Origin of the sequence: Kocuria sp. ChxB (genome assembly GCF_044359605.1) — a bacterium.
GTDB classification, from domain to species: domain Bacteria; phylum Actinomycetota; class Actinomycetes; order Actinomycetales; family Micrococcaceae; genus Kocuria; species Kocuria rhizophila.
Window position 1 is genome coordinate 668,458 of record NZ_CP121123.1, and the last position, 24,595, is coordinate 693,052.

Below are 24,595 nucleotides of genomic sequence, written 5' to 3' on the forward strand. Positions count from 1 at the left end.
CCCCGCACGCCGGACCCGACCTGCCCGGGGGCCGTCACCTGACGGCCCCCGGGCCACGCAACAACCCGAAGGATGTCGAGAAGAGTGGACCAACGCAGGATCCGCATTGTGGCCGTGGGCGACGAACTGCTGGCCGGAGTGGACGACCCCCGCGCCCTGGGCTGGTTCGGTCGCGTCCTGGCCCGCACCCCCCGTGACGTGGTCCCCGTGGACGCCTACAACCTCGCCGCGCCGGGAGAGGGCAGCGAGACCCTCAACGAGCGCTGGTTCGACGAGGCGGTCCGCCGCTTCGATCCCGCGTGCGACAACCGTCTGGTCATCGCGCCGTCCGCCCTCGACATCGACCTGGGCATCACCTCCGCGCGTTCCCGGCTGAACATGGCGAACATCGTGGACCAGGCCACCCAGAACAACGTCAAGGTGCTGGTGGTGGGCCCGCCGCCCACGCTGGACCCGCAGCGCAACCGCAAGATCGCGGACCTCTCCGCGGCGTACGGGGATGTCACCACGCGCCGCAACCACGTGTACGTGGACACCTTCAACCCGCTGCAGCACCACGAGCAGTGGCGCAAGGACCTGGCCGCCAACCACGGCAACCCCGGCCAGGCGGGCTACGGCCTCATCGCGTGGCTCGTGCTGCACCGCGGCTGGTACAACTGGTTGCAGCTGCCCGAGCCCCGCTGACGCCGGTTCCGAGAACGGCACTCGTCCCGGCCTCCCGTTCCGGCAGGCACCCTGCTCCCCCGCAGGGACGGTCCGGGAACCTTGGTGGCTCTGGGACCACCGCAGATGTGAGATACTGACGGACGATGTTCCAGCCAATCACCACAGGAGGTACATCATGAGCAAGCGTGGACGTAAGCGCAAGGATCGTCGCAAGAACTCGGCAAACCGCGGCAAGCGGCCCAACTCCTGAAGTTCTGCGCACGAACCACGGAACGCCCGCAACCATCATGGTTGCGGGCGTTCTGCATGTCCGGAGTCCTCAGGCCGCGGGGTGCTCGCCGCACTGCGCGTCGATGCGCTCCAGGATCGAGCGCTTGAGCTGCTCGGGGGCGCTCTCGCAGCACGAGCGCTTCATCACGGAGCGGATGACGCACTCCAGGTTGTACTCGCGCTCGCACTCGGAGCACCCGGTGAGGTGGGCGTGGATCTCCTCAAGGTCCTCGGTGGTCAGCGCGCCGTCCAGGTACTCGTAGATGCGCTGGATGCGTTCGTCGGTGCAGCCTCCGCTGCAGGGGTTCTGCGTCATGTGTCAGCCTCGATCCTTCGCCGGTGCCCCGCCCTTGGCCGGCCTGCCGGCCTTGGACGTGTCGAATCCTCGTTCCTGGGCGTAGTCGCCCAGCTTCTCGCGCAGGAGCTTGCGGCCGCGGTGCAGCCGGGACATCACGGTGCCGATGGGCGTGTCCATGATCTCGGAGATCTCCTTGTACGCGAATCCCTCCACGTCCGAGAAGTAGACCGCCAGGCGGAACTCCTCGGGCAGCTCCTGCAGCGCCCGCTTCACGTCCGAGTCCGGGAGGTGGTCCAGTGCCTCGACCTCCGCGGAGCGCAGCCCCGTGGAGGTGTGGGACTCGGCCCGGTGCAGCTGCCAGTCCTCCACGGTGTCCGTGTTCGCCTGGCGGGGTTCACGCTGCCGCTTGCGGTAGAGGTTGATGTACGTGTTGGTGAGGATCCGGTACAGCCAGGCCTTGAGGTTGGTCCCGGGCTTGTACTGGTGGAACGCGGAGAACGCCTTGGTGTAGGCCTCCTGCACGAGGTCCTCGGCGTCGGAGGGGTTGCGGGCCATCCGCAGCGCGGCCGCGTAGAGCTGGTCCACGTACTGCATGGCGTCGCGCTCGAAGCGTTCGCGCCGCTGCTGGGTGGACTCCTCACCGGCCGGCACCTCTTCGGGGTGCTCCACGGCGTGGGATTCGTGAGTTCGCTGATCGTTCATCACGCCCAAGTCTAAGGCGGGGGCCGTCATCTCTGGACCGTCACCTGCCTTCCCGCACGCCTTCTGCCTCACCACACGTGTGGTGCTTCCGTTCATCCGGCACAACACACGCTGCTCGCGCGGGTATTCCCGGGGGAGCCCCGGCCGCGGGCCGATAGGATGACGTTCGTGCCTTCCCGGAGATGCCGGGACCCTAAGGAGGAGAACCATGAGCATTGTTCGTCGTCTCGCCCGCCCGCTGCTCGCCACCGGCTTCATCGCCGGAGGTGTGGACGCGTTCCGCAACTCGTCCACCACGGCCCGGCAGCTGGACCCCGTGCTGAAGGCCGTGGAGAGCGCCGCGCCGCAGCTGCGCCCCGTGACCGCCAACCGCGCCGTGGTGGCGCAGGGTCTCGCCGCCGCCCAGGTGGCCGCCGCGTCCCTGCTGGCCGTGAGCAAGCTGCCCCGGCTGTCCTCCACCGTGCTGCTGGGCACCACCGCCCTCAACGGCTACGCCCAGTACCGCTCCGCGGACGCGAGCACCACCGAGGGCAAGGAGGCCCGCCGCTCGGGCCTGCTGAAGAACGTGTCCCTGCTGGGCGGCGTGATGATCGCCGCCGTGGACACCTCCGGCAACCCGTCCCTGGCGTGGCGCGCGAGCCACCTCGCGGACGACGTCCGCAAGAACGCGGTCAAGGTCAGCAAGGACACCAAGAAGAAGCTGACGGAGGCCGAGAAGGCCGTGCAGAACGCCGTCTCCTTCTAGTCCGCCGCACCACGTGACGCGCAACGGCTTGACGCACCCCCGGGACCCCGCCCACTGGCCCGCCCCCTCCGCCCACGGCTCGCCCGTGAGCGGCACCGTGGCGGTGCCAGGGTCCAAGTCCCTGACCAACAGGTACCTCGTGCTCGCCGCGCTGGCGAGCGGGGCCTCGGTGGTGCGCAAGCCGTTGCACTCACGGGACAGTGCCCTGATGGTCACCGCGCTCGAGCAGCTGGGCGCCGCGGTCACCGAACTTCCCGATCCGGGCCCGTTCGGCCCGGACCTGCGCATCGACCCCGTGTCCCCGGGCGCCGTGCTGGACGGGCCCGTGACCGTGGACTGCGGACTCGCGGGCACGGTCATGCGCTTCGTGCCCCCCGTGGCCGCCCTGTGCTCGGGCACGGTCGTCCTCGACGGCGACGACGCCGCCCGGGTGCGTCCCATGGCTCCCGTGGTCGAGGGGCTGCGGCAGCTCGGTGTCCGGGTGGAGGACGGTGGTCGGGGCACCCTGCCGCTGAGCGTCGTCGGCACCGGCACCGTCCCCGGGGGGACCGTGACGATCGATGCGAGCGGCTCCTCCCAGTTCGTCTCCGCACTGCTGCTGGCCGCGGTGCGCTTCGAATCCCCCCTCGTGCTGCGCCACGACGCCCCCGGCGGGGTGCCGTCCCTGCCGCACGTCGAGATGACGCTGCAGGTGCTGCGTGACGCCGGCGTGAGCGCCGAGCGCGTGAGCGAGCGGGAGTGGCGCGTCGAGCCCGGGGCCGTGGCCGGCCTGGACGTGACCGTGGAGCCGGACCTCTCCAACGCCGGGCCCTTCCTCGCCGCGGCCGTGGCCACCGGCGGCACCGTGAGCATTCCGGACTGGCCGGCGCACACCACGCAGGGCGGCGACCACTGGCGCCACATCCTGCCCAGCTTCGGAGCGCGCGTGACCGTGCGGGACGGAGTCTTCACCGTGACCGGTCCGGACGAGCTGCAGGGCGTGGACCTGGACCTCTCCGAGGCCGGTGAACTGGCCCCCACCGTGGCGGCACTGTGCGCCCTCGCCACGGGGCCCTCCCGGCTGCGGGGCATCGCCCACCTGCGCGGGCACGAGACCGACCGGCTCGCCGCGCTGAGCACCGAGCTCAACGCCCTGGGAGGCCGCGTCCGCGAGACCGAGGACGGCCTGCAGATCACCCCCGCGCCCCTGCACGGCGGCGAGTTCCACACGTACCACGACCACCGGATGGCCACCGCCGGCGCCATCCTGGGACTCCGCGTCCCGGGGATCCTGGTCGAGAACATCGCCACGACCGCCAAGACGCTGCCGGAGTTCCCACAGCTGTGGGCCGCTCTGCTGGGCACGGGGGCCTGAGCGGTGGCACGCAGGACGTGGGACGAGTCGGACGTGCGGGTGCGCGCAAATAAGCGTGGCTCCCGACCCCGCACCAAGCAGCGCCCGTCCCACGAAGACGCCGTGGTGGCCCGCGTGGTGGCCGTGGACCGTGGCCGGTACACGTGCGTGGTGGACGAGGACGGCCCCGATCCCGTCACGGTGCTGTGCGTGCGCGCCAAGGAGCTGCGCCGCCGCCCCATCGTGCCCGGTGACCTGGTGGGAGTCGTCGGGGACGTCTCCGGCGCGCCCGACACGCTCGCCCGGATCGTGCGGATCGAACCACGCGCCACGGTGCTGCGCCGCAGCGCGGACGACACCGACCCCGTGGAGCGGGTGATCGTGGCGAACGCCGACCGTCTGGTCCTGGTGCTCGCCGCCGCCTCCCCCACTCCCCGCACGGGATTCGTGGACCGGGGCCTCGCGGCCGCGTGGGACGCGGACATCACCCCCGTGGTGTGCATGACCAAGTCCGACCTCGCGGACCCCACGGAGTTCCTCGACTACCTGCACGACCTCGACGTCCTCACCGTGACCACCCAGCGCGCCACGGACCGGGGCCAGCGACCGGAGGCCGGGCTGCACGAGGAGTCCCTGGCCGTCTCTGAGGACTCCCTCGCCCGGCTGCGGGAATTGCTGGACGGGCACGTCAGCGTGTTCCTGGGCCCCTCCGGCGTGGGTAAGTCCACGCTGGTCAACGCCCTCACCGGAGCCGAGCGGGCCACGGGCGGCGTCAACGACGTCACGGGGCGCGGCCGGCACACGTCCTCCTCCGCCCGGGCCCTCACGGTCCCGGGGACCAGCCCGGGCACGTGGGTCGTGGACACCCCCGGCATCCGCTCCCTGGGACTCGCGCACGTGTCCGAGGAGAACCTGCTCGACGCCTTCACGGACCTCGTGCCCGCCACCGCCCACTGCCCGCGGGGCTGCCGGCACACCGAGGACTCCCCCGGCTGCGCCCTGGACGCCTGGGTGCACCGGCCGGAGGCCTCCCCCGCCGCGCCGGAGCGGCTGGAGTCGCTGCGCAGGCTGCTGGCGGCGTCGCGCGGGGAGACCCAGCAGGGTGACAGCGAGAAGCAGCTCGGACAGGCGATAACGTAGGGGCATGCGCGCACCGAGCAACCACACGGACGACCTCCGCCTGGCCCACATCCTCGCGGACTCCGTGGACGGCCTGACCATGAAACGGTTCAAGTCCCAGGACCTCACCGTGGAGACCAAACCGGACCTGACCCCCGTCACGGACGCGGACCGTGAGGCCGAGCAGGTAATCCGCGGCCAGCTGGGACGGGTGCGCAACCGGGACGCCGTGATCGGCGAGGAGTTCGGCGCCACGGGCTCGGGCGGGCGGCAGTGGATCATCGACCCCATCGACGGCACCAAGAACTACGTGCGCGGTGTCCCCGTGTGGGCCACACTCATCGGCCTGGTGGAGGACGGCGAGGTGGTGGTGGGCGTGGTCTCCGCGCCCGCGCTGAACCGCCGCTGGTGGGCCGCCGCCGGCTCCGGGGCCTTCACGGGCCGCTCGCTCTCGCAGGCGCAGCGGCTCTCCGTCTCCTCCGTGGCCACGCTCGACGACGCCTCGCTCTCCTACTCGTCGCTGTCCGGGTGGCAGGAGCTGGGCGTCCGGGACCGTTTCCTGGACCTCACGGACCGGGTGTGGCGCACGCGGGCCTACGGCGACTTCTGGTCCTACTGCCTCGTGGCCGAGGGCGCGGTGGACCTCGCGTGCGAACCCGAGCTGAACCTCCACGACATGGCGGCCCTGGTGCCCATCGTGACCGAGGCCGGAGGCCGCTTCACGTCGCTCGCGGGACAGGACGGACCGTTCGGACCGAACGCCCTGGCAAGCAACGGCGCTCTGCACGACGCCGCCCTCGACGTTCTCGGCACCCGTCAGGACAGCGCTGGCTGAGCCCCCACGGTGCCCCTGGGCCCCGGCGCGACGCTCGACCCGCCCCGTCTCGGCCCGGCCCGGCCCCGCCCAATGATCAGCCGGCACCCATCCGGTGCAGAAACGCCCGGCACCTTCCGCTGGGGAGGTGCCGGGCGTCGTCGTCCCGTTGCCGAACGGCAGACCCCGGAACGTGCCCCGGATCCGCCGGACAGGATCAGGTGTTGGGAGTGTTGCCCTCCAGCGAGTCCGTGAGGCACTGGTTGTACCTCGCCTCGTCCCCCTGGGTCGCGTACTCCATGCAGTCGCTGACGGAGCTGAACGCCCAGGCGAAGACCACGGCCATGAGGATGCCGCCGATCACCGCAAGGGACGAGAGCACCACGCCCACGACCGCGAGCGCCGGGGACTCCCGGCGGGACTTGCGCATCTTGACCAGGCCCACGATGCCGAGCACCAGACCCACGAGCCCGATCAGGCCACCCAGACCGCCGAACCAGAAGGTCAGGATGCCCAGGATGCCCAGGACCAGCGATGCGATGGCCAGGCCCTTGCCCGGCGTCGGAGCCGTGTTCTGGCCGTACGGATCCTGCCCGTTGTAGGGCTGCTGGCCGTACGGCTGCTGGGAGTAGCCGTCCTGGTAGTGCGTGGGATAGCCGTCCGAGTTCTGGGAGTCGTAGCCCTGCTGCACCCCGTAGCCCTGGGTGCCGTAGCCCTGGGTGCCGTACCCCTGGGTGCCGTACTGCTGCCCGCCGTAGCCCTGGTTCCCCGGGTCCTGCACACCGTACTGCTGCCCGGAGTAGCCGTGGCCCCCACCGGACTGCTGGCCGTACTGGCCGCCGACACCGTACTGGGAGTCACCGTACTGGGAGTCGCCGTAGCCGCCGTACCCCGAGCCACCGTGCTGCGAGCCCGAGGACGCGGAGTCGCCGTAGCCGGCCGCGCCGAAGCCCTCCTGTCCCGCGCCCGTGGCCTGTGCCGAGGAGTCCTGGCCGTACCGGTCCTGCCCGGCCGCAGAGGTCTGAGCCCGGTCCGCCGAGTACTGGCCGTACTGCGGCTGCTCGCCGTTCGAGGCCGAGGAGGAACCCGAGTTCTCGGGGAAACGCTCGCTCATGGAGGCGCCTGCCTTTCGGTCGTGGTGAATCGTGTCGTGAGCCAGTCTCCCACACGAGCTGCACCCGCTTCTCGGCGGTCCCTCCGCGGCCCGCACCGGGCGAGGCATGAAAAAACACCCCGGACCGCAGGGTCCGAGGTGTTCTCGATGTCCGTGGACATCACGGGTGGAGATGGGGGGAATTGAACCCCCGTCCGATGCAGCATTGTCAGGGCTTCTCCGGGCGCAGTGTGCTTGCAGGTTTCTCAGTCCCGGCCATCTCGCACACGAGTGGCCGCCGGACTCAGTCACGTAGAAGTCCCCTGGACGTCCGTGACGTACGTCCAGAGCAGTGACCTTCTAGCTGATGTCAGATTCCAGGTCGAAGGTGAACCTGGGCTGACAGACTGCTCGGGCTACTTACGCAGCGAGAGCGAAGTCAGTGCGCTTGGATTTGGCACTTATATTTTTTGCAGAGAGCGTTGACGAGATGACTCTGCATCCTCGGCCCGCTTCCCCTGTCTCAACTCACATCGTCGAAACCGATCATCCCCGTATTCATTTTTCAATGAGCACCACGTCACCGCGCAGCGCGCCGTGTCGTAGACACACAAGACTACGTCCGCACGTCCTCGCGCGTCAACAGCACACGGCCTCGCCGCAGGGCCGTGCCGACGATCCCGGAGGAGCAGGGCCGAGCGGAACGGCGCCGGTGGTGCGGTCCTCGGTGGACCAGCCCTTGTCCTCCCCCGTCCAGTGCCCTACGGTGGGGGCCATGTCCCGATGAGTCCTTCCTGAATCCCCGCGTCCGAGGCCGCTGCCCGGCGGGGACCGCGACCATCAGAGGACCTTCGTGAACCCCTCCCCCATCCCCTTCCCCGCGTCCGCGCGCGCAAGCACAGCGTTCAGCACGTCCGGCGCCACGGGCACCCACGTGACGGTGGACGGGGTATCCGCCTCGTTCGGCACCCACCGCGTCCTCACGGACATCACCTTCACCGTCACCACGGGCCGCCCCGCCGGGCTGATCGGCGAGAACGGCTCCGGCAAGAGCACCCTGCTGCGCATTCTGGCGGGTCTGCGCGCACCCGATGCCGGCACCGTGCGCGCCGTCGGTCCCGGCGGTGGGCCCGTCCGCGTGGGCCTGCTCCACCAGGAACCGCCCTTCGCACCGCAGGACACCGTGGCCCAGGCCGTGGCGGCAGCGGTGCGCCCCGTACGGGACGCGGCCCGCGCCGTGGACGACGCCGCCCGCGCCCTGGCCGCCGCCCCGCACGATGAGCGCGCGGGCACCCGCTACGCCGACGCGCTGGAGACCGCGGAACGCACCGGCGCGTGGGACGTGGACACGGCGATCGGTGCCACGCTGGACGGCCTCGGGCTGGGCGGCGTCGCCCGCGACCGGCGCACCGCGGAGCTCTCCGGTGGCCAGCGGGCCTGCTTGTCCCTCGCGTGGACCCTGCTCCGTGCTCCGGACGTGCTGCTGCTGGACGAGCCCACGAACCACCTGGACGACTCCGCCCTCGACTTCGTGTCAGCCACGCTGCGTTCGTGGCACGGACCGGTGCTGCTCGCGAGCCACGACCGGGCGTTCCTGGACGCCACGGTCGGATCGCTCGTGGACCTCGACCCGGCCCCACGCCCCCATGCCGCCACCGCGGACCTCGTGGCCGACGGCACGGGCACCGGAATCGGCGTGACCCGCTTCAGCGGCACCTACTCGCAGTACGTGCTGGCCGGGCTGGACGCTCGCGAGCGCTGGGAGCGCACCTACCGGGACGAGCAGGAGCAGCTGAAGAAGCTGCGGGCCACGGTCCAGGAGCAGCAGAGCGTCGGGCACTCGGGCAGGGCCCCACGGACGGAGGCGCGGGCGGCGAAGAAGTTCTACGCGGACCGCAACGCCACCGTGGTCTCCCGCCGCGTCAACGACGCCCGGACGCGCCTGGCCACCCTCGAGCGGGAGCAGGTGCGCAAGCCCACGCAGGAGCTGTTCTTCCGCGGTCTGACGGCCGCGGACCACGACGCCGCGCGCTGCCTCCGTGCCTCCGGCCCGGTGCTCACCGCTTCCCGCGCCACCGTGGAGCACCGCCTCGCCCCGGTCTCCCTGACCGTGGGGGCGGGTGAGAAGTGGCTGCTCACCGGGCCGAACGGTGCGGGCAAGTCCACCCTGCTGAACCTCCTGGCGGGCCGTGCGGAGCCCACGGGCCGCAGCGTGCACCGGGCCCCGGGAGTGCGCGTGGGACTGCTCGGCCAGGAGGACTCCGTGGCCCACGCGGACCCGGAGCGCACCGCAGTGAGGGTCTACCTGGACCTCGTGGGTGAGGAACTCGCGGAGACGGTGCCGCTGGGCACGTTCGGGCTGCTCGCGGGGCGGGACGAGAACCGGCGCGTGGGTGAGCTCAGCGTGGGCCAGCGGCGTCGGCTGGCCCTGGCCGCCCTGCTCGCGGACCCGCCCCACGTGCTGCTGCTGGACGAGCCCACCAACCACGTGTCCCTGGTGCTGGCCACGCAGCTCGAGGCGGCCGTGCCCGAGTACCCGGGGAGCGTCGTCGTCGCCTCCCACGACCGCTGGCTGCGACGGAACTGGAACGGCCGGCACCTCCGTGTGGAGGCGCCGGCCGTGTGAGGCACGCGGAGCTCAGCCGCGCATGTTGCGGTAGCGCATGGCGCGCTGGGCCTCGCGGTTGTCCTGCTTCTCGCGCAGGGTCTGGCGCTTGTCGTACTCGCGCTTGCCGCGGGCCACCGCGATCTCCACCTTCACGCGCTTGCCGTCCACGAAGTACAGCGACAGCGGGATGATGGTGTAGCCAGCCTCGCGCGTCTTGCCCGCGATCTTGTCCAGCTCCGCGCGGTGCAGCAGCAGCTTGCGGCGGCGCCGGGCCGAGTGGTTGGTCCACGAGCCCTGCAGGTACTCCGGGATGTGGGCGTGCTCGAGCCACAGCTCACCGCGGCTGTCGAACTGGCAGAACGCGTCCACCAGGGACGCCCGCCCCATGCGCAGGGACTTCACCTCGGTGCCCATGAGCGCCAGTCCGGCCTCGTAGGTGTCCAGGATGGCGTAGTCGTGCCGCGCCTTCTTGTTGTTGGCCACGATCTGGCGGCCGTCGTCAGCGTTCTTCTTGGCCATCGGCCTGTTCTTCCCTCACTGCTGCCCCGCTCTCCCGGCGCCACCGTGGGTGGGCCGGGCGGTGCGGTGCAGACTCAGTTCTCGTCGTCGCGGCGCGCCCCGGCGCGCCAGCGGATGCCTTCGTCGATGAAGGAGTCGATCCCGCCGTCGAACACGGAGCTGGGATTGCCCTCCTCGTAGTTGGTGCGCAGATCCTTGACCATCTGGTACGGGTTCAGCACGTACGAGCGCATCTGGTCGCCCCAGGACGCCTTGACGTCCCCCGCCATCTCCTTCTTCTTGGCGTCGGCCTCCTCCTGGCGCTGCAGGAGCAGCCGGGACTGCAGGACGCGCAGCGCGGCGGCGCGGTTCTGGATCTGGGACTTCTCGTTCTGCATGGACACCACGATGCCCGTGGGGATGTGGGTCATGCGCACCGCGGAGTCCGTGGTGTTCACGGACTGGCCACCGGGACCGGAGGAACGGAACACGTCCACCTTGAGCTCGGACTCCGGGATCTCCACGGTGTCGTCCGACTCGATGAGCGGGATGACCTCCACTGCCGCGAACGAGGTCTGGCGCCGCCCCTGGTTGTCGAACGGCGAGATCCGCACCAGGCGGTGGGTGCCCGCCTCCACGGACAGCGTGCCGAACGCGTACGGAGCCTTGACCTCGAACGTGGCGGACTTCAGCCCGGCCTCCTCCGCGTAGGAGGTGTCCAACACCTTGGTGGGGTAGCCGTGGCGCTCGGCCCAGCGCAGGTACATGCGCATGAGGATCTCCGCGAAGTCCGCGGCGTCCACGCCACCGGCACCGGAACGGATGGTGACCACGGCCTCGCGCTCGTCGTACTCGCCGGCCAGCAGGGTCTGGATCTCCAGCTCGGACAGAGCTTTCTGGATGGACGTCAGCTCCGTGGCGGAGGCGTCCCGGGTCTCCTGGTCGTCCTCGTCCTCGGCGAGCTCCACCATGACCTCGAGGTCGTCGATCCGGCTCTCGATCTTGCGCAGCCGGTCCACCTTGGACTGCTTGTGGGAGAGCTGGGACGTGACCTTCTGGGCCTCGTCCGGGTTGTCCCACAGGTCCGGCGCGGCGGCCTGCTGCTCGAGCTCCGTGATCTCCTTCAGCAGCGTCTCGGCGTCGCTGACCGCGGCCACCGAGTCGTAGGTGGCGCGGAGGGCACGGATTTCTGCAGCGTAGTCAATGGTGGCCATGACAGACCACTTTACGTCATGGTCTCCCGGCCCCGTGAGCCGCTAAACTCGGTGGAACCCACGAACACCAAGGAGACTGACGATGCAGCGCCCCACCGTCCTCGCACTGGTCCTGGCAGGGGGCAAGGGCTCGCGCCTGGGAGCCCTCACCGACACCGTGGTCAAGCCGGCCCTGCCCGTGGGCGGCACCTACCGGCTGATTGACATCTCGCTGTCCAACCTGGCGCACTCCCACGTCCCGGACGTGTGGATGGTGCAGCAGTACCTGCCCCACGACCTCAACTTCTACATGGCCAACGGGCGGCCCTGGGACCTGGACCGCTCCCACGGCGGGCTGCACATCCTGCCCCCGTACCAGGGCGCGGAGGGCGAGGGCTTCGCCTCCGGGAACTCGGACTCCATCTTCCGCCAGGCGGAGCTGATCCGGGAGGCGAACCCTGACCTGGTGCTCGTGCTCTCCGCGGACCATCTCTACACCATCGACTTCCGCAGCGTGATCGACACCCATCTCACCAGGCGCGCGGACCTCACCATGGTCACCACGGAGGTCTCCGAGGACGCCTCCCGGTACAGCGTCGTGGAAACCAGCGAGTCCGGTGAGGTCACCGGCTTCGAGTACAAGCCCGAGCACCCGCGCAGCAACCTGGTGGCCGGGGAGATGTTCCTGTTCTCCACGGCGGTGCTCCTGGACGCGCTGAACCACCTGCAGGACACTCTGGGCGAACTGGGGGACTACGGCGAGGACCTCATCCCCCACGTCCTGGAGCACCACACCGTGGTGGAGCACCGTCACCTGGGGTACTGGATGGACCTCGGCACCATCCAGTCCTACTGGACCGCGCAGCAGCAGCTGCTGGACGGGGACGGCGCCACCCTGGACGATCCCGCGTGGCCCATCTGGAGCGGCCAGGCGCCCCTGCTGCCCGCGTTCATCGCTGACGACGCCGCCGTGTCCCGTTCCCTGGTGGCCCCCGGTTCGCGCGTGGCCGGCACCGTGGAGCACTCCGTGATCGGCGAGAACGTGACGGTCGAGGCCGGCGCGGTGGTGCGCAACTGCGTGCTGCTCGACGGCGTGCACGTGGGCTCCGGGGTGGAGCTGCTCAACGTGGTCGCGGATTCGGACGCCCACATCACGGGCGGCTCCCGGCGGGGATCGCCCCAGCACGTCACCGTGATCGACCGCCACGGCGTGGTGAGCGAACGGGAACCGTTCGACACCTCCGCGGTGCTACCCCGAGACTGGGAACAGTACTGACCAGTCTCCACCTGGAACCCACCCCCATCCGAAAGGACCGATCCACCATGTCCCGCTCGTCCCGCAAGACCCTGGGCCCCGTGCTGCGCGCCGAACTGTGGCGCGCCGTGCGCCACGTCGGAGCCCGCAAGGCGTTCCGCCTCCTGCTGCTCCTCCCCCCGTTCCGGTGGGCCAACCGGGCACTTCGTACCCTGCGGCTGGTGCGCGGGCACTGATCCGCGCCACGTGAGAAGGCCGGGGGCGGCGTCGTGGATGCACTGATCCGCCCCCGGCTTTCTTCGTGCCTGTTCCGGCCCGGTCGAGCACCGGTGGTCAGCCGTCCCGTCAAGTTTCGGACGGCGCGCCCTGCCGGCGGGTTTGGTCGGAGGCATTGTTCGCCCGTTGCGCTGCCCGGGACGGTGCCGAGCCACCATGAACCCGGCCGCGCGGATCTCTGGCGGTCCACCGGTGGTCACCGGCGCATCACGGCGCGGGCGTCCCCGGTGGCGCTGATGGGCACCCCGGCCGGGACGATCACGTTGACCACGGGAGGGTGAACCACCGCCGTGAGGGTGACCTGCGCCGTCGTGCCGTCGGGTGAACCAGTGGGGGTGCCGACGGACAATCCGCTGACGTCCTGGAACGCTCCCACCGTGCCCAGGTAGCTCGCGGCGGAGGTCGCCACCGCGTCGTCCGTCAGGATCGCCGTGGGAGGCCCATCACCGGAGCGGTCCACCGTGGTGAAGGTGTCCGCGGCGGCGCCGGCGGCCCGGTCCGCGAGCGACTGCAGCTGTCTCTGCCCCACGTAGACGCTCGTGATCGCCAGGACAGTGACCACGAGCAGCAGGGTGACCAGGGCGAAGCCGATCAGCACGATGGTGGTCTGACCGCCGTCCGGATCAGCATCACCGTCTGCCGCCGCGGACCGTCGTGCGGCCACGTGACTCATGATCCTTCCCACCGAGCCGCAGCCGGCGTGGACCGGTGCACGGAACGAGGTCTTTCCTCGAGTGGGACGCACGCTGCGAGCACCTCTGGCGCACGCGGAAATCCGTGGCGTCACGAGTACCTCCCGGAGACCACCGTGACGTCGGAGGTCAGGGTGGCGACCGTGGCCGTGAGGAACCCCGGCATGCCGGGCAGCTGGACGGTCAGGCTGGCATGGACGGTGGTCACCGCGCCCGGGGACGCACACGAGCCATCCGAGCACGAGACGGTGACCGCGAGGTCCTGCGGCGCAAAACCGTGGTCCTGGGCGGCCACGGCCGCGAGGTCGTGGACCCCGGCGCGGTCGAGGTCCTCGGCTTCCGCCACGCTGATGGCCTGTCCGGCCTGTTCCGCGGCGGCCACCACCGCGAAGGAACCCGCCTGGACACGGGACACCGTGATGACGAGGTAGATGATCGGGATCAGCAGCAGCAGACCCAGACCGATGAACTCGATCACCGCGCTGCCCCGATCCGGGTCCTCCGGCTGCCCGTGGTCGGGAGACCCGTCAGGCGTCCATGTCCACCGCATGCCCGCTCACCTCCAGAGCATCGGATGGGCCGAACGTGGCCACCACGGGCAGCGGTGCAACAACGTGCACCTCGATGGCCGGCAGCTCTCCCACCCCCGTGCGGGACACCGTGATGTCCTGTGCGTACCCCGCTCCCACGGCGTCCGTGATGATCGCCCGGGTGCGCTCGGCTCCGTCCGCGTCCGTGCGGTCGGCCAGGCTCGCGTACCGGGCGCCGGCGGCCGCAGCGTCGATGAGCGTGTTGCGCACGTGCAGCGTGAAGCCGAGCTGCAGGATCATGCCGAAGAGCACGACCGCCAGGGCCAGCACCATGACGTACTCGGCCACCGCGTTGCCCGCGTCCGGATCGCAGGAGACCTCAGAGTCCCGAGACGCGGTTGATGGCATCTTGGAACAGTCCCTCCAGCGCCGGCCGGGCAATCAGCAGCAGCCCGGCCACGAGGACCGCGGACATCAGGGTGAGCATGACCCAGCCGGGGACGTCCCCGCGGTCGGGGTCGTCCTCGGTGGGGGCCAGTCGCGCGGGAACGGCAACGGTCAGCAGCCACAGCAGTCCTGTGTGGCAGCGCATCAGGTGTTTCATGGTCGTCTCCTTCTCGGGGTGGATTCGTGGGGTGGGAAGCATGGGACGTCAAAAGCCGAGGTTGAGCACGGCGAGTCCGGGGAACACCGCGAACACGACGCTCAGCGGCAGGATGAAGAAGACCACGGGAACCAGTGCGCCGGTTCCGGTGTTTCGGAGAAGGCAAGGCCATCCGCTTCGAAGGTCACCGCCAGCCCCACCGGGTAGCCCCGGTACACCCCCTCCACCGTCACGCGGACATCCAGCAGGCGCACCACCTCGGCCCGCTCCTGCGGTCCCATCCCGGCCAGCCGCTCATGAGCCTGGGCCACCACCGCCAGTACGTCACTAACCTGGGCGCGGCGCTGTTGTCTCTCCTGCTGAGTGGCCTGCGCCCCGGCGATCTGCGAGCGCAACTGCCCGATCTGCTCGTCCAGCTTCCCCACCCGCCCGGTGAGGGTCTCGGTCAGCTGAGGGGACTCCAACAGCAGGTCCACCGCGCGCTCGCGCTGGGCAGTCAGGCGCGCCAACTGTTGCTCCAAGTGCGCCAGCTGGGTGGGTTCGACCTCCTGCGCGGCCAACCAGTCCCGGCCCATGGCCTCCAACCGATCACGGTCCCCCAGGAACCCCACGACCTCCTCCCAGACCTTCTGGTCCAGCAACGGCCCGTCCAGCTGGGAATGGGAGCACCGTTGCTCCTTCGGCAGTGAGGTACGACGACCCCCGCACCGGTAGACGTGCGATTGCCGCCCCTTGGTGGCCTTCCGCAGGTCCACCCCGGTGTAGGTCCGGTCGCAGTCCACCGCGCGCACCCGGCCCGTGAGCAACTGCGCGGTGCGGCTGTACTCCCCCGCCGGGTTGTATTTGGCCTGCTTGCCGTCCAGCGCGGCCTGTAGTGCCTCCCACTCCTGCCGGGAGAACATCGGGTTCCCGTAGGTGACCTTGATCGGTTCGCCGTAGGCCGGGGTGCCATCGGCGGTCACCTTCGTGTCACGACCGGAGGCCCGGGCAGTGTCGTCCTGCTCGGCGGGCAACCCCCACCAGTTCTCGCCCGTGACCAGCACCCGGTGGCGCAACGCGCGACGCAGAACCTGCGGCGACCACCGCGCGGCCTTGCGTGGCCGGTACCCCAGCCGGTCCAGCTCCTCGCAGACCTTTGGGGTGCTCACCCCCTGGTTCACGATCCGGTCATAGGCCAGGGCCAGCACCTCACGTTCCCGGACGCTCGGGACCACGCGAGACTCGCGCCCCTGCCCCGCCACCTCATAGCCGTACGGCACATCACCACCGGCATAGGAACCCCCGTTGCGGAGCTTGGCACGACGGCCCGAGTTGGTGCGCCGGAAGGTCAGGCGACGTTCGTAGCCGGAGATGGTGCTACTGATCCCCAGCATCAGGGAACCCTCGTCGGTGGTGTAGTCCATCCCACCGTCCACCGAGACCACGTCCACGCCCAGCGCGATCAGCCGTTCGATCTCCCCGGCGAAGGCGGTGCCGCGTCCGAAGCGGTCCAGGCGCAGGATCAACAGGACCTCGAACTCACCGGCAACAGCGGCGGCGAGCATCTCCCGCCACTGTGGGCGGTCCAGGGAAGCGCCGGACAGCCCCGCGTCGCAGTAGTCCCGCACCACGGTGAGGCAGTTCTCGTCGGCGTAGGTCTGGCACCGGGCCAGCTGCTCCCCCAGGCTGGTGCTCTCTATCTGGCCCGTGGTAGATACCCGGCGATAGATGACAGCATGGCGCTGGTTTTGGGTTCCGGTTGGGTTGAACATTGCTCCTCGCGTTCTGCATGTCTGAGGTGGTAGTTACCTTGATCACATACCGCTGTGGGACGGTCTCACGGGCAGGTATTAGGAGAGCGAAATGCTGTACATGAGGTTCAACGGGCTCAACTTCTCCATCAATGAAGAGACCAGGGAGAGGGTCATGCGGGAGATGAAGGACTCCGTCACCAAAGGTGGCTCGGCGCTCCTGACCATCACTGAGCAGGTCAACGGGGAAGATTACAAGTCCGAAATCATCCTTACCCCTGCGGCTCAGATTTCGTTCCATCACTGGAACATGTCGCCCCAGATCTGAGGGTTATCAAGATCCGATATCCAAAACTGCCTTGACTGGGTTCCCTGACCCCCGGTTCTGATTCGCTGCCCAGGCCTGGGCTTCGGCCTTGGCCTGGGCACGCGCGGCGGAGGCGCGGAACTTAGCCATCAGCGCGGGGCTCAGGACCTGCGACGCACGCTCGGCCACCATCACACGCTGTGGTGCGCTCGCGGCCTCCCACTCGCGGAACAGCGCCGAAGCGTGCCGCGCATCATGGCCAGGCTTGTAACGGCGGGTGACCTCCTGCCCGCACCCGCACAGACAGTGGGCGACCGTGCTCGCCTCGGTGGTCGGCTGTGTGCTGCGCTTCTTCGTCATGATTCCTCCGGGTGCTCCTGGTGGTCGGTGCGCGGCGCGTTCGCCGCGTTAGTTTCCATGGAAATATTCAGGTTTGCCCTCTGGCAAGAACCTTTGGCGGGTGAGCCTCCCCACACCGGTGCCCGTGACCACGACAAACGCCACGGCCACGGACACCAAGGGGAGTTCACGAATCTGAGAGAAAAGCTCACGGACTATTCCTGGGCGGCCCCTGGGTCTCTCTCTCCAACAGCTGACCCCATACCCCCACGAGGGCTCAGGCGCTCTGGCCTCGGCTCTGCGTGACCGCACGCAACTTCGCGGACCCCTTGGCCACGGGCGACGGTGGCGGGGCGGTGCGGGACCGGACCTCGGCGGCGTTCGCCCGGACCTTCGCGATCTCCTCCCGGCCCATGGGATTGAACCCAAGCATCCGGCAGGCGTTCACGAAGTGCGGGAGCACGTGCAGCGCCTTCACACGCTCCCCCGGGGTGGCATCGGGATCACCGAGCACCGCGTCTACTTGGGTGGCGTAGGCGCGTGCGGCCGCGATGGTGGGCACGTCACGTTCACTCAGGTCCTCCCCGGCGTCGCGGACACCCTTGTCGAGGGCGGCCACCAGGGATTTCGGTCGTGTGGTTCGGGTCATGATTTGCGCTCCTTCTTAGCTGTCTTCTGTCGTCTCGTGCGGGCCTGTTGGCACACCAGGCACACCCATGTGATGCTCGCGCCGTTCGACTGGGCGCGTGAGTTCGCGGCGGTCATCTCGTGGCCGCTTCGGCAGGTCCCCGACGGCGGCGGGGTGTCCTGTGTGCGCGGGTTCTGCGCGGTGGGCCAGGGCTGGCCGTGCCACCGGTACGCCATCAGCCCTCCCGCTTCCGTGCCCGGTACGCGGCCTGGTAGCCCCGGCGACACGCTCGGCACTCGCGGCGACCATCAGGCCGGACGTAGCAGGTGGCGGCGTCTTGCGGGTGACCGCGCCGACACCGCGTCAGCTCGTCACGCACCCGATGCTCTGCGGCCCACTGACGTGCGGCGGCGAGTCTGCGGTCCCGTGCCGGCCCCGGTTCGTTCCGCTTCCGCCTCACCGACGCGTTGTAACGCTCGCGGTTCTTGATCCGCCACCGCTTCTGCGCGGCGACGTAGCACGGCTTGCACTGCCGGGCGAGGTGGCCCCCGGGGTTGACCTTGTACCGCACGTTCTCCCCTTCTAGCCGGTGCAGTCCCCGGCGGCACATGTCGGGGAGGCGCTCGGTGGGGTCTCCCTGGACCTCGTGGGCGTCGGGGGCACTGGTGGCGGGGTGCGGGGTCCCGAGGCTCTCGGAGGCGCTTCCGTGGGCCGTCATGCGCCCACCGCCACGGCAACACCGGAGACCTGCAAGGCCACATCCTGGGTGGCCAGCTCGGCACCGTCCTGCAGCACCAGGGTGGGCACGTCGGGGAACCCCAGGTGATCGGGCCAAGCCTCGACGCACAGGCCCTGCGGGCACCAGACCAGGTACTCGGCCACGGGGTAGGCCGTGATCCGGTCGACGTAGTCCCCACACTGCCCGTCCCTACGAAGATCCAAGGCCAGCCACGAACACTGCCGCCCGGTCGTGATCCGGTACAGGTACGTCGTCTCCTCCCAGATCGGGCACGTCTCTGGCAGGACCGGCAGGGAGAGGACCAGCGAGCGGGTCAGAGGGCGCGAAGGGAACCACGCGGTCACCAACGCGGGAGCGTAATCATCAGCGCCCCCCTGCGTGATGACGCGCTCGGAGATGCCCAGCTGCCGTAGGACCTCGCCGCGCTGTGCCGCGTGGTCTCGCGGCTCGGCCTTGGGGCTGGGGTGGGCGGGGGTGTTTTCGGTGATTCGCACGATGCTTGTGCCTCCTATAGGCGTTGCGGGTGATCGCCGGTCCGGGTGGCCCCGGCGCGGGTTAGTGGGTGGGGTGCTTCTGCCCCGTCGTGACGGGGGTGGCACGGGCAGGCACGGGGTCTTCGGCCTGTTTTTTACGCGGGGAACCAGAGGACAACCGAGAACCCCGTGCCGATCCGTGCCATGTGCCGTGGGGCACATCAGCAGAGGGGCTCGTCTTCAGACCCCTGGGTGCGGTAGGCGAGGTTCCGCCAGGCCCTGATCTGCTTCTTTTTCGGTTCTGGTTCCCTCAGCCGCACGGGCCGAGTGCACGCTCCTCCCCTTTTAGGGGGGGAGGAGCGCGTGCACTTCCGGGAGACCCCCTGTCGCGTGCACTTGCGTGCACTTCACGTGCACTTCTCGACCGCGTCGTGACGCGGCTTAGGCCCGGCGGCGTGCACTTGCGTGCATTTCGCGTGCACCGGCATGTCCGGAAATATCGCGTGCACTTCGCGTGCACTTCGCGTACGCCCGGTGGCGTGCTCACAGGACCATCCCCGGCGTCTTGCGAGCGGCCATGAGGCCGGTGTCCGTGATCCGATACACCTTCACGGGCTGGCGTTCCCCGTCACGCTTCTGAGTGCCGAGGTCCTCCGCCTTGCCCTCGTCCACCAGGCGATTCAGGTCCCGTCGCTTCTGCTCCTTCGAGCTACGGTCGTCCCCGCTGTCCATGGCCAGCGCTAGTTCCTTGGCGGTCATGCCGCGCTCCCCCGCCGAGGCCAGCAGGGACAACGGCCCCGACCCGGTCACGACGAAGGAGTAGCCATGGATGTGGTCGTGCCGCACCTTGAACGGCCCCACCATCTGCATGGGTTGCTTCAAGTGCACGAAATCAACCTGTAGGTCCCCGGCCTGTCCCCACAGCAACACCACCGAACCGGCACCGGAGGTCAGCCAGGTTGACCCGTACACCGACGGCAAGTCGTTGGGCTTCGCGCCGTCGCCGTTACCGTTCTTCTTCTGGTGGTGCAGTTCCAGCACCTCAATCCCGTGGGCCAGCAGGAACTGGCGTGCACGGTTGTACGACGCGCCGATCTCGTCCTGAGACAACCCGACTGCGGCGTCTTTCAGCGAGTCAATGATCACCGTGTCCGCTCCGGCCTTCTCCGCTAGCCACAGCAGGGTGCGCGGTTCGGCGGCAACATCCGCCGGAGGTGGGCCCTGGTGGATCACCAACCGTTGCTCCACGGTCTCGCGTTCGGAGGGGACAAAGTGACGGCCCAGCGAGCGCGCGATCTGCTGAGGGCGGTCCATGGCCATGTACAGGACTTTGGATTTGGTGGGCGCGACCGGGAACCCAAGGACTTCGCCGTCGCCCAGCCCGATACGTGCCCGCACGATCTGACCCGTGAGGGTGGTCTTGCCTACCCCCGGGGGTCCGACGATCATCAGGGCCTCGCCCTCAGCCCATAGGACCTTGTCGTCAACGCCCCAGACACCGCCCTTGACCTCAGGCTGATCGAAGATGAAGGACCCTGCGTCAACCACCTGCCCGGTCTCGATCTGGTTGTCCTGGTTGATCCGTTGATCGGCGGCGAGGTTGACGCGCTTCTGCCAAACCCGTTCTTGGACCGCACGTTCGAACTCATGCTCCTGGGCTTCTTCCGCATTCCCGAGCGAGCGTGGCTCGCCGGTTCCCTTGGCCCAGCCCGAGTTGAGGGTGGCCAAGAACGCCGGGTAGCCGTCGTCATCGATCAACCCGTTACGACGGCACGCCTCTTCCAACGCGGTCCGGGCCTGCTGTTCGTCGAACGCCGGGTCTTCCCCTGCGACGATCTGCGCCAGGGCCATCGCAGAGAGGTTCAACTGGTTGTTGCGACCCTCCGTGGTGTTCGCAAGACGGTCGTACTCCCGCAGCAGTGCGGTCACCTGGCCCTCCGGGTACAGAGGCAGACCCTCGGAGGTACTCTCCGTGACCTCGGAGCGCTCGCGGGACCTTCCCGCCGTCAGCACCCGCACGAGGTCGGAGGAGGCCGCAGGAAGGTCCTCGACCGGGGGCAGGGGGTCAGCGTCTGCCGGGGTGTAGTAGCCCTCGGCCACATCTCCGGCGGCGACCGTGTAGGAGCCGGGGGCGACGACGTGGCCACCTTCGGAGCGGACATCCACCCCGGGCAGGTTCTCGGCGGTGTTCTTCAGCTGTAGTGCGTCACCCTCGGCGCGGTAGTACCAGTGCTCGCCACCGGAGGGGGTGTGGACGATGACCGGTTCGGGCAGGTCCAGCCCGCGTGTCGCGTCGGCCCAGGACTGCAGGCCGTTGGAGCGCTTCACGTCCAGGTCAACGACCACCATCCCGGAACCACCCGCGCTGATGCCCACGTTGTAGGGCCTGTCGGCCCACCACGCGGCGATCTTCTGAGGGTCACGGGTGGCGGTGCGGTATCCGCCCTTCTCGACGGGACGCTTGGTGCCCTCGACCGGAATTTTTCAAGGTGTTTGAGGCCAGTGGGTGTCAGGCGGCTACCGGTTCGGCGGCGGTTGGTTGGTTGATCCAGGCGTGGGTGGGTAGCGCGAGGATTTTCGGGTCAGCGGTGGTGGAGAAGCGCTCGGGGTGAGTAGCGCGGGCCGCGGCCAGGGCCGCTGAGCGCTGCTGACTCACGGTCGCGGCGTGGCCGTAGTGGACGTCGGCGGGGGTGTGCAGCCCGATCCCGGTGTGACGGTGTCCGTGGTTGTAGGTCTCGACGAAACCGGCCATGAACGCCCGGGCGTCGGCCAGAGAGCCGAAGCGGTCCGGGAAGACCGGGGCGTACTTCAAGGTCTTGAACCACGCCTCGGAATACGGGTTGTCATTGCTCACGCTGGGTCTGGAGTGGGAACGGGTGACGCCGAGGTCGGCCAGCAGCGCGGCCACAGGTTTGGAGGTCATCGAGGTGCCGCGGTCGGCGTGCACCACGGTGGGCACACCGTGAACCCCGAAGATCTCCTTCATCATCTCCTCGGCCAGAGGCCCGGACTCTCGGGCGTGGACGTGGGCGCCGACGATGTAGCGGGAGTAGACGTCGAGCATCACGTAGGCGTCGTAGTAGACGCCCTTGGCCGGGCCGGGCAACTTGGTGATGTCCCAGGTGTAGACCTGACCGGATCCGTCGGCCATCAGCTCAGGGATCGCTCGGGCCGGGTGACGGGCCTGGCGCCGGCGTTCCTTCACCTGCGCGGCGGCTGCGAGGATGCGGTACATGGTGGCGATCGAGCACAGGTACACCCCGCGCTCCAGCAGCGTGGCGTAGACCTGGGCCGGGGGCTGGTCGACGAATTCGTCACTGTTGAGCACCTCCAGCACCCGTTCCCGCTCAACGCGACTGAGCCGGTTGGCCGGCTCCACCGCGGTCCGAGGTCCCGGTGCTGTCCGGGCCCGCCGGCGGGTGGCGGTGGCCCGCGACACCCCGGTCAGTCCCGCTGCGTCCCGGGTGGTCACGCCTGCGGCGGTGAGCTCGGTGTAGGCGCCCATCAGCGCTTCTTGCGCGGCTGCTCGGTGTCCGCGCTCTCGGAAATCTGCTCCAAGAGCGCGTGTGCTTTTCCCATGATGTCCAGGGCGGTCTCGGTGGTGGCCAGCTTCTGCTGGGAGGCGGCCAGCTGGCGGCGCAACCGGGCGATTTCGGCCTGCTCCGCACTCGGCCGGCCAACGGCTTCATCGGCCGCCTTGCCTTCGAGCACGCCAGCATCGCGCATCCGGCGCCATTCGCTGATCAGCGAGGAGTACAGGCCCTCCCGGCGAAGGTAGGCCCCACCCTGCTGCTCCTGGCAGGCCTGTTCGTAGGCGGCCAGATGCGCCAGCTTCTGCTCCGGGGTGAAGCTCCGGCGCCGAGCCGGGCCACCAGCACGAGGGTGAGCGTCACTCATCTGTCCATCATCGGCGATCGCGGACAACGGCGGGGCGAACGTGGAACTACTCATGGTGATCGATCCTGAATCTCGCCCTGCGTCAGGCGGACTTGCTGTGAACCACTGGACTCAACTCACCCTGACACGCAGGGGACCAGCGGGAACACCGCGTAGCCGTCGGCGGCAAGGGCCTGGGCGTTGGCACGCAGCTGGGCGGCGGTGGGTTCCGCCTGGGTGGCTCGCGCTGCACATTCGGAGGGGAGTTTTGGCATCAGCGGCCACCGCCAGTGCTGTCCCACATGATGTAGTTCCGCAGGTCCTCGACCTCGGACTTCAGGGCCTTAGTTTCCTCGGTGAGCGCACGCACGGAGGCGATCAGCTCGGCGTTCTCCTGGTGGAGTTGCTTCCACTCGGTGGGAGATGTCCGGGCCTGGGTGGTCTTACCCCGTTGGCTCGCGGTGGCGGCAACGGAGGCGGCGTACTCCGGGTCGTTGGCGTAGCGGGCCTTGACACTCCGGGAGATTTTGCGGCGGGTCTCGTCGCTCATGGTCATCGCTGACCACCCCGAGACTCGTGCTCGGCGCTGGTGGTGGGCTGACCGTCGAAGATCAGAGACAGCAGGCGCTCGTAGCGTCCGTCTCTGTTGACTGTGATGGATTGATTCACGTCCACTCCTGAGATTGAGGAGGGGACGTACTAAGTGACCCCTCCATTTCTGAAGAGGTCCTCCCTCACGCCGAAGCGCGAGGCCCGTCAGCTGTACGAGCTGAGCGGTGGTTCGTGATCTGCACCGGCAACTTCCATGGACCAATCACCCAGGGTTGCTCTCCGGCCCGGAGGCCGTGTCACGCGGTGGTACTGCGGTTGTAGGTGGGTGAGTGTATCACCCGCTGTACTCCCAGGAAAACACGCCTGAGTTCGTCCACGCAAGTGTGGCACTTACGGCCCATCGCGGCGCACCCGCGTAGGATCAGCCCATGGATGTGGCGCAGATGATCCTCGACTTCGTGGCACGCATGGCGTGGCCCGGCCTCGTTCTAATCCTTGCTTTTACCTTCAAGGGGCCAGTCAAGAAACTACTTGCTGACCTAAACATCGATGGGATGACGGCCACGGTTGCGGGCATCGAAATGTCGATGCTTTTCAATAAGAGAGTAAGCAGTGCCACTCGAAAGATCGAGCAGAATCCCCCTGCTTCCTCGCCTGGGGCGGGCGCCCCAGAGAGGAAGGATGTCAATTCCACCAAACCTTCTAAAAACAGCACTCGCCGCGGCCCAGTAGAAATCACGCCACTACCACGCCCCCGCACAGAAAACTTGAAATTCAAGACTTCAAGCATCCCAGATTATATCAAGAACCTAATTGAAGCGGACCCGCAGACAGCGGTTCGCGAAAGCGCAATGCACCTGTCGGAAGGACTGTCGTCGGCTCTAAATACCCTACACCCTGATGACACCCGCTGGTGGCCTCGGGATCCGGAATCGCCCCGGGGTTTGAGCTACAGGCCCATTTTGGAGGCTGGGAACTCTGGGCTATTGAGTGAAAGTGAGTTGTCTGCCGCAGACGACCTAGTTACGGCATTCAAATTGGTAAATAGAAGCCCGCACAAAATTTTAGTTGAACCGTCGGTGGCAATGGCTTATGCACGCACCGCTACTGCGTTGGTAACTGTTGCCCAGTCACGAGCGCGGATTCACTCGGAGTCTGACCGCACATAATAGCGGACCCCCAGCCCGAGGAGGGTAGCTGGGGGTCCGTTCTCCGAAAGTACAGCGCAGTGAGACGCCGACCCAAAAATCAAAAC

At 68.7% G+C, this 24,595-nt stretch carries 27 protein-coding genes and 1 other RNA gene; 11 read left to right on the forward strand and 17 right to left on the reverse strand.

Going from position 1 to position 24,595, the window contains the following annotated elements; translation table 11 throughout:
* The first annotated feature begins 84 nt into the window (after positions 1-84).
* Both P8S73_RS02865 and P8S73_RS02870 read left to right on the forward strand, forming a co-directional pair.
* Complete coding sequence (locus tag P8S73_RS02865) at positions 85-684, forward strand: GDSL-type esterase/lipase family protein (RefSeq protein ID WP_019309384.1); 600 nt, start codon at positions 85-87, stop codon at positions 682-684.
* Between the two features lie 157 nt (positions 685-841).
* Positions 842-916, forward strand: coding sequence for a 50S ribosomal protein bL37 (locus P8S73_RS02870; protein ID WP_098054049.1), 75 nt, complete (start codon positions 842-844; stop codon positions 914-916).
* A gap of 69 nt (positions 917-985) precedes the next feature.
* Here P8S73_RS02870 and rsrA read toward each other — a convergent pair whose 3' ends face one another.
* Entirely contained in the window at positions 986-1,252 is a 267-nt protein-coding gene (rsrA, locus tag P8S73_RS02875; protein WP_019309385.1) for a mycothiol system anti-sigma-R factor, read from the reverse strand.
* A gap of 3 nt (positions 1,253-1,255) precedes the next feature.
* A complete protein-coding gene (locus tag P8S73_RS02880; RefSeq protein ID WP_019309386.1) occupies positions 1,256-1,936 on the reverse strand; it encodes a sigma-70 family RNA polymerase sigma factor in 681 nt (226 codons plus the stop codon).
* A 208-nt stretch (positions 1,937-2,144) separates the two neighbouring features.
* Between P8S73_RS02880 and P8S73_RS02885 the strand changes: the two genes are divergently transcribed.
* From P8S73_RS02885 to hisN, 4 genes are read left to right on the forward strand one after another with little or no spacing between them, the layout of a single operon-like run.
* Positions 2,145-2,681 (forward strand): hypothetical protein, encoded by a 537-nt coding sequence (locus P8S73_RS02885; protein WP_019309387.1) that lies wholly within the window; start codon positions 2,145-2,147, stop codon positions 2,679-2,681.
* Positions 2,682-2,694: 13 nt separating this feature from the next.
* Positions 2,695-4,035 (forward strand): 3-phosphoshikimate 1-carboxyvinyltransferase, encoded by a 1,341-nt coding sequence (gene aroA / locus P8S73_RS02890; protein WP_396350490.1) that lies wholly within the window; start codon positions 2,695-2,697, stop codon positions 4,033-4,035.
* A 3-nt stretch (positions 4,036-4,038) separates the two neighbouring features.
* Positions 4,039-5,154: a ribosome small subunit-dependent GTPase A gene (gene rsgA, locus P8S73_RS02895; RefSeq protein ID WP_019309389.1), complete on the forward strand. Its 1,116-nt coding sequence runs from the start codon at positions 4,039-4,041 to the stop codon at positions 5,152-5,154.
* 4 nt (positions 5,155-5,158) lie between these two features.
* A complete protein-coding gene (gene hisN / locus P8S73_RS02900; protein WP_396350491.1) occupies positions 5,159-5,968 on the forward strand; it encodes a histidinol-phosphatase in 810 nt (269 codons plus the stop codon).
* A gap of 196 nt (positions 5,969-6,164) precedes the next feature.
* Here hisN and P8S73_RS02905 read toward each other — a convergent pair whose 3' ends face one another.
* Positions 6,165-7,061: a DUF4190 domain-containing protein gene (locus P8S73_RS02905; RefSeq protein ID WP_396350492.1), complete on the reverse strand. Its 897-nt coding sequence runs from the start codon at positions 7,059-7,061 to the stop codon at positions 6,165-6,167.
* 164 nt (positions 7,062-7,225) lie between these two features.
* Positions 7,226-7,594, reverse strand: a transfer-messenger RNA (tmRNA) gene (gene ssrA, locus P8S73_RS02910).
* A 299-nt stretch (positions 7,595-7,893) separates the two neighbouring features.
* Between ssrA and P8S73_RS02915 the strand changes: the two genes are divergently transcribed.
* Positions 7,894-9,666, forward strand: a complete 1,773-nt coding sequence (locus P8S73_RS02915) for an ABC-F family ATP-binding cassette domain-containing protein (protein ID WP_019309391.1) — start codon at positions 7,894-7,896, stop codon at positions 9,664-9,666.
* Positions 9,667-9,678: 12 nt separating this feature from the next.
* Here P8S73_RS02915 and smpB read toward each other — a convergent pair whose 3' ends face one another.
* Positions 9,679-10,167, reverse strand: coding sequence for an SsrA-binding protein SmpB (smpB, locus tag P8S73_RS02920; protein ID WP_019309392.1), 489 nt, complete (start codon positions 10,165-10,167; stop codon positions 9,679-9,681).
* Between the two features lie 74 nt (positions 10,168-10,241).
* Entirely contained in the window at positions 10,242-11,360 is a 1,119-nt protein-coding gene (gene prfB, locus P8S73_RS02925; RefSeq protein WP_019309393.1) for a peptide chain release factor 2, read from the reverse strand.
* A gap of 82 nt (positions 11,361-11,442) precedes the next feature.
* Between prfB and P8S73_RS02930 the strand changes: the two genes are divergently transcribed.
* Positions 11,443-12,615: a glucose-1-phosphate adenylyltransferase family protein gene (locus P8S73_RS02930; RefSeq protein WP_019309394.1), complete on the forward strand. Its 1,173-nt coding sequence runs from the start codon at positions 11,443-11,445 to the stop codon at positions 12,613-12,615.
* Positions 12,616-12,662: 47 nt separating this feature from the next.
* Entirely contained in the window at positions 12,663-12,830 is a 168-nt protein-coding gene (locus P8S73_RS02935; RefSeq protein WP_019309395.1) for a hypothetical protein, read from the forward strand.
* Between the two features lie 236 nt (positions 12,831-13,066).
* Here the strand turns inward: P8S73_RS02935 and P8S73_RS02940 are convergent, their stop codons facing one another.
* The 5 genes from P8S73_RS02940 to P8S73_RS02960 all read right to left on the reverse strand — a co-directional run bounded on the left by P8S73_RS02940 (position 13,067) and on the right by P8S73_RS02960 (position 16,447).
* The gene (locus tag P8S73_RS02940; protein ID WP_029603136.1) at positions 13,067-13,543 is read right to left on the reverse strand and encodes a pilus assembly protein TadG-related protein; all 477 of its coding nucleotides are present in this window, start codon (positions 13,541-13,543) and stop codon (positions 13,067-13,069) included.
* Between the two features lie 110 nt (positions 13,544-13,653).
* Entirely contained in the window at positions 13,654-14,112 is a 459-nt protein-coding gene (locus tag P8S73_RS02945; RefSeq protein WP_237573756.1) for a hypothetical protein, read from the reverse strand.
* Positions 14,090-14,500: a TadE/TadG family type IV pilus assembly protein gene (locus P8S73_RS02950; RefSeq protein ID WP_192807214.1), complete on the reverse strand. Its 411-nt coding sequence runs from the start codon at positions 14,498-14,500 to the stop codon at positions 14,090-14,092. The genes P8S73_RS02945 and P8S73_RS02950 overlap by 23 nt, the downstream gene beginning before the upstream one ends.
* Positions 14,472-14,696, reverse strand: coding sequence for a hypothetical protein (locus P8S73_RS02955; protein ID WP_019309399.1), 225 nt, complete (start codon positions 14,694-14,696; stop codon positions 14,472-14,474). Before P8S73_RS02955 ends, P8S73_RS02950 begins: the two co-directional genes overlap by 29 nt.
* A gap of 101 nt (positions 14,697-14,797) precedes the next feature.
* Positions 14,798-16,447, reverse strand: coding sequence for a recombinase family protein (locus P8S73_RS02960; RefSeq protein ID WP_396350493.1), 1,650 nt, complete (start codon positions 16,445-16,447; stop codon positions 14,798-14,800).
* A 91-nt stretch (positions 16,448-16,538) separates the two neighbouring features.
* Here P8S73_RS02960 and P8S73_RS02965 point away from each other — a divergent pair, with 91 nt between their 5' ends.
* On the forward strand, positions 16,539-16,754 hold the full coding sequence (locus tag P8S73_RS02965; protein ID WP_396350494.1) for a hypothetical protein: 216 nt from the start codon (positions 16,539-16,541) through the stop codon (positions 16,752-16,754).
* A 6-nt stretch (positions 16,755-16,760) separates the two neighbouring features.
* On the opposite strand, the gene P8S73_RS02970 is transcribed toward P8S73_RS02965, so the two are convergent.
* From P8S73_RS02970 to P8S73_RS02995, 6 genes are all read right to left on the reverse strand, one after another.
* Positions 16,761-17,093, reverse strand: a complete 333-nt coding sequence (locus P8S73_RS02970; RefSeq protein WP_396350495.1) for a hypothetical protein — start codon at positions 17,091-17,093, stop codon at positions 16,761-16,763.
* Between the two features lie 256 nt (positions 17,094-17,349).
* Complete coding sequence (locus P8S73_RS02975) at positions 17,350-17,721, reverse strand: hypothetical protein (RefSeq protein WP_396350496.1); 372 nt, start codon at positions 17,719-17,721, stop codon at positions 17,350-17,352.
* A 693-nt stretch (positions 17,722-18,414) separates the two neighbouring features.
* The gene (locus P8S73_RS02980) at positions 18,415-18,933 is read right to left on the reverse strand and encodes a hypothetical protein (RefSeq protein WP_396350497.1); all 519 of its coding nucleotides are present in this window, start codon (positions 18,931-18,933) and stop codon (positions 18,415-18,417) included.
* A 522-nt stretch (positions 18,934-19,455) separates the two neighbouring features.
* Positions 19,456-21,393: a bifunctional DNA primase/polymerase gene (locus tag P8S73_RS02985; RefSeq protein WP_396350558.1), complete on the reverse strand. Its 1,938-nt coding sequence runs from the start codon at positions 21,391-21,393 to the stop codon at positions 19,456-19,458.
* A gap of 28 nt (positions 21,394-21,421) precedes the next feature.
* A protein-coding gene (locus P8S73_RS02990) for an IS3 family transposase (RefSeq protein WP_370518181.1) occupies positions 21,422-22,809 on the reverse strand; the annotation gives its coding sequence in 2 pieces (ribosomal slippage) (positions 21,422-22,461 and positions 22,461-22,809; 1,389 coding nt in all).
* Between the two features lie 253 nt (positions 22,810-23,062).
* Complete coding sequence (locus tag P8S73_RS02995) at positions 23,063-23,338, reverse strand: hypothetical protein (protein WP_396350498.1); 276 nt, start codon at positions 23,336-23,338, stop codon at positions 23,063-23,065.
* A gap of 430 nt (positions 23,339-23,768) precedes the next feature.
* Here P8S73_RS02995 and P8S73_RS03000 point away from each other — a divergent pair, with 430 nt between their 5' ends.
* On the forward strand, positions 23,769-24,509 hold the full coding sequence (locus P8S73_RS03000) for a hypothetical protein (RefSeq protein ID WP_396350499.1): 741 nt from the start codon (positions 23,769-23,771) through the stop codon (positions 24,507-24,509).
* The last annotated feature ends 86 nt before the right edge of the window (positions 24,510-24,595 follow it).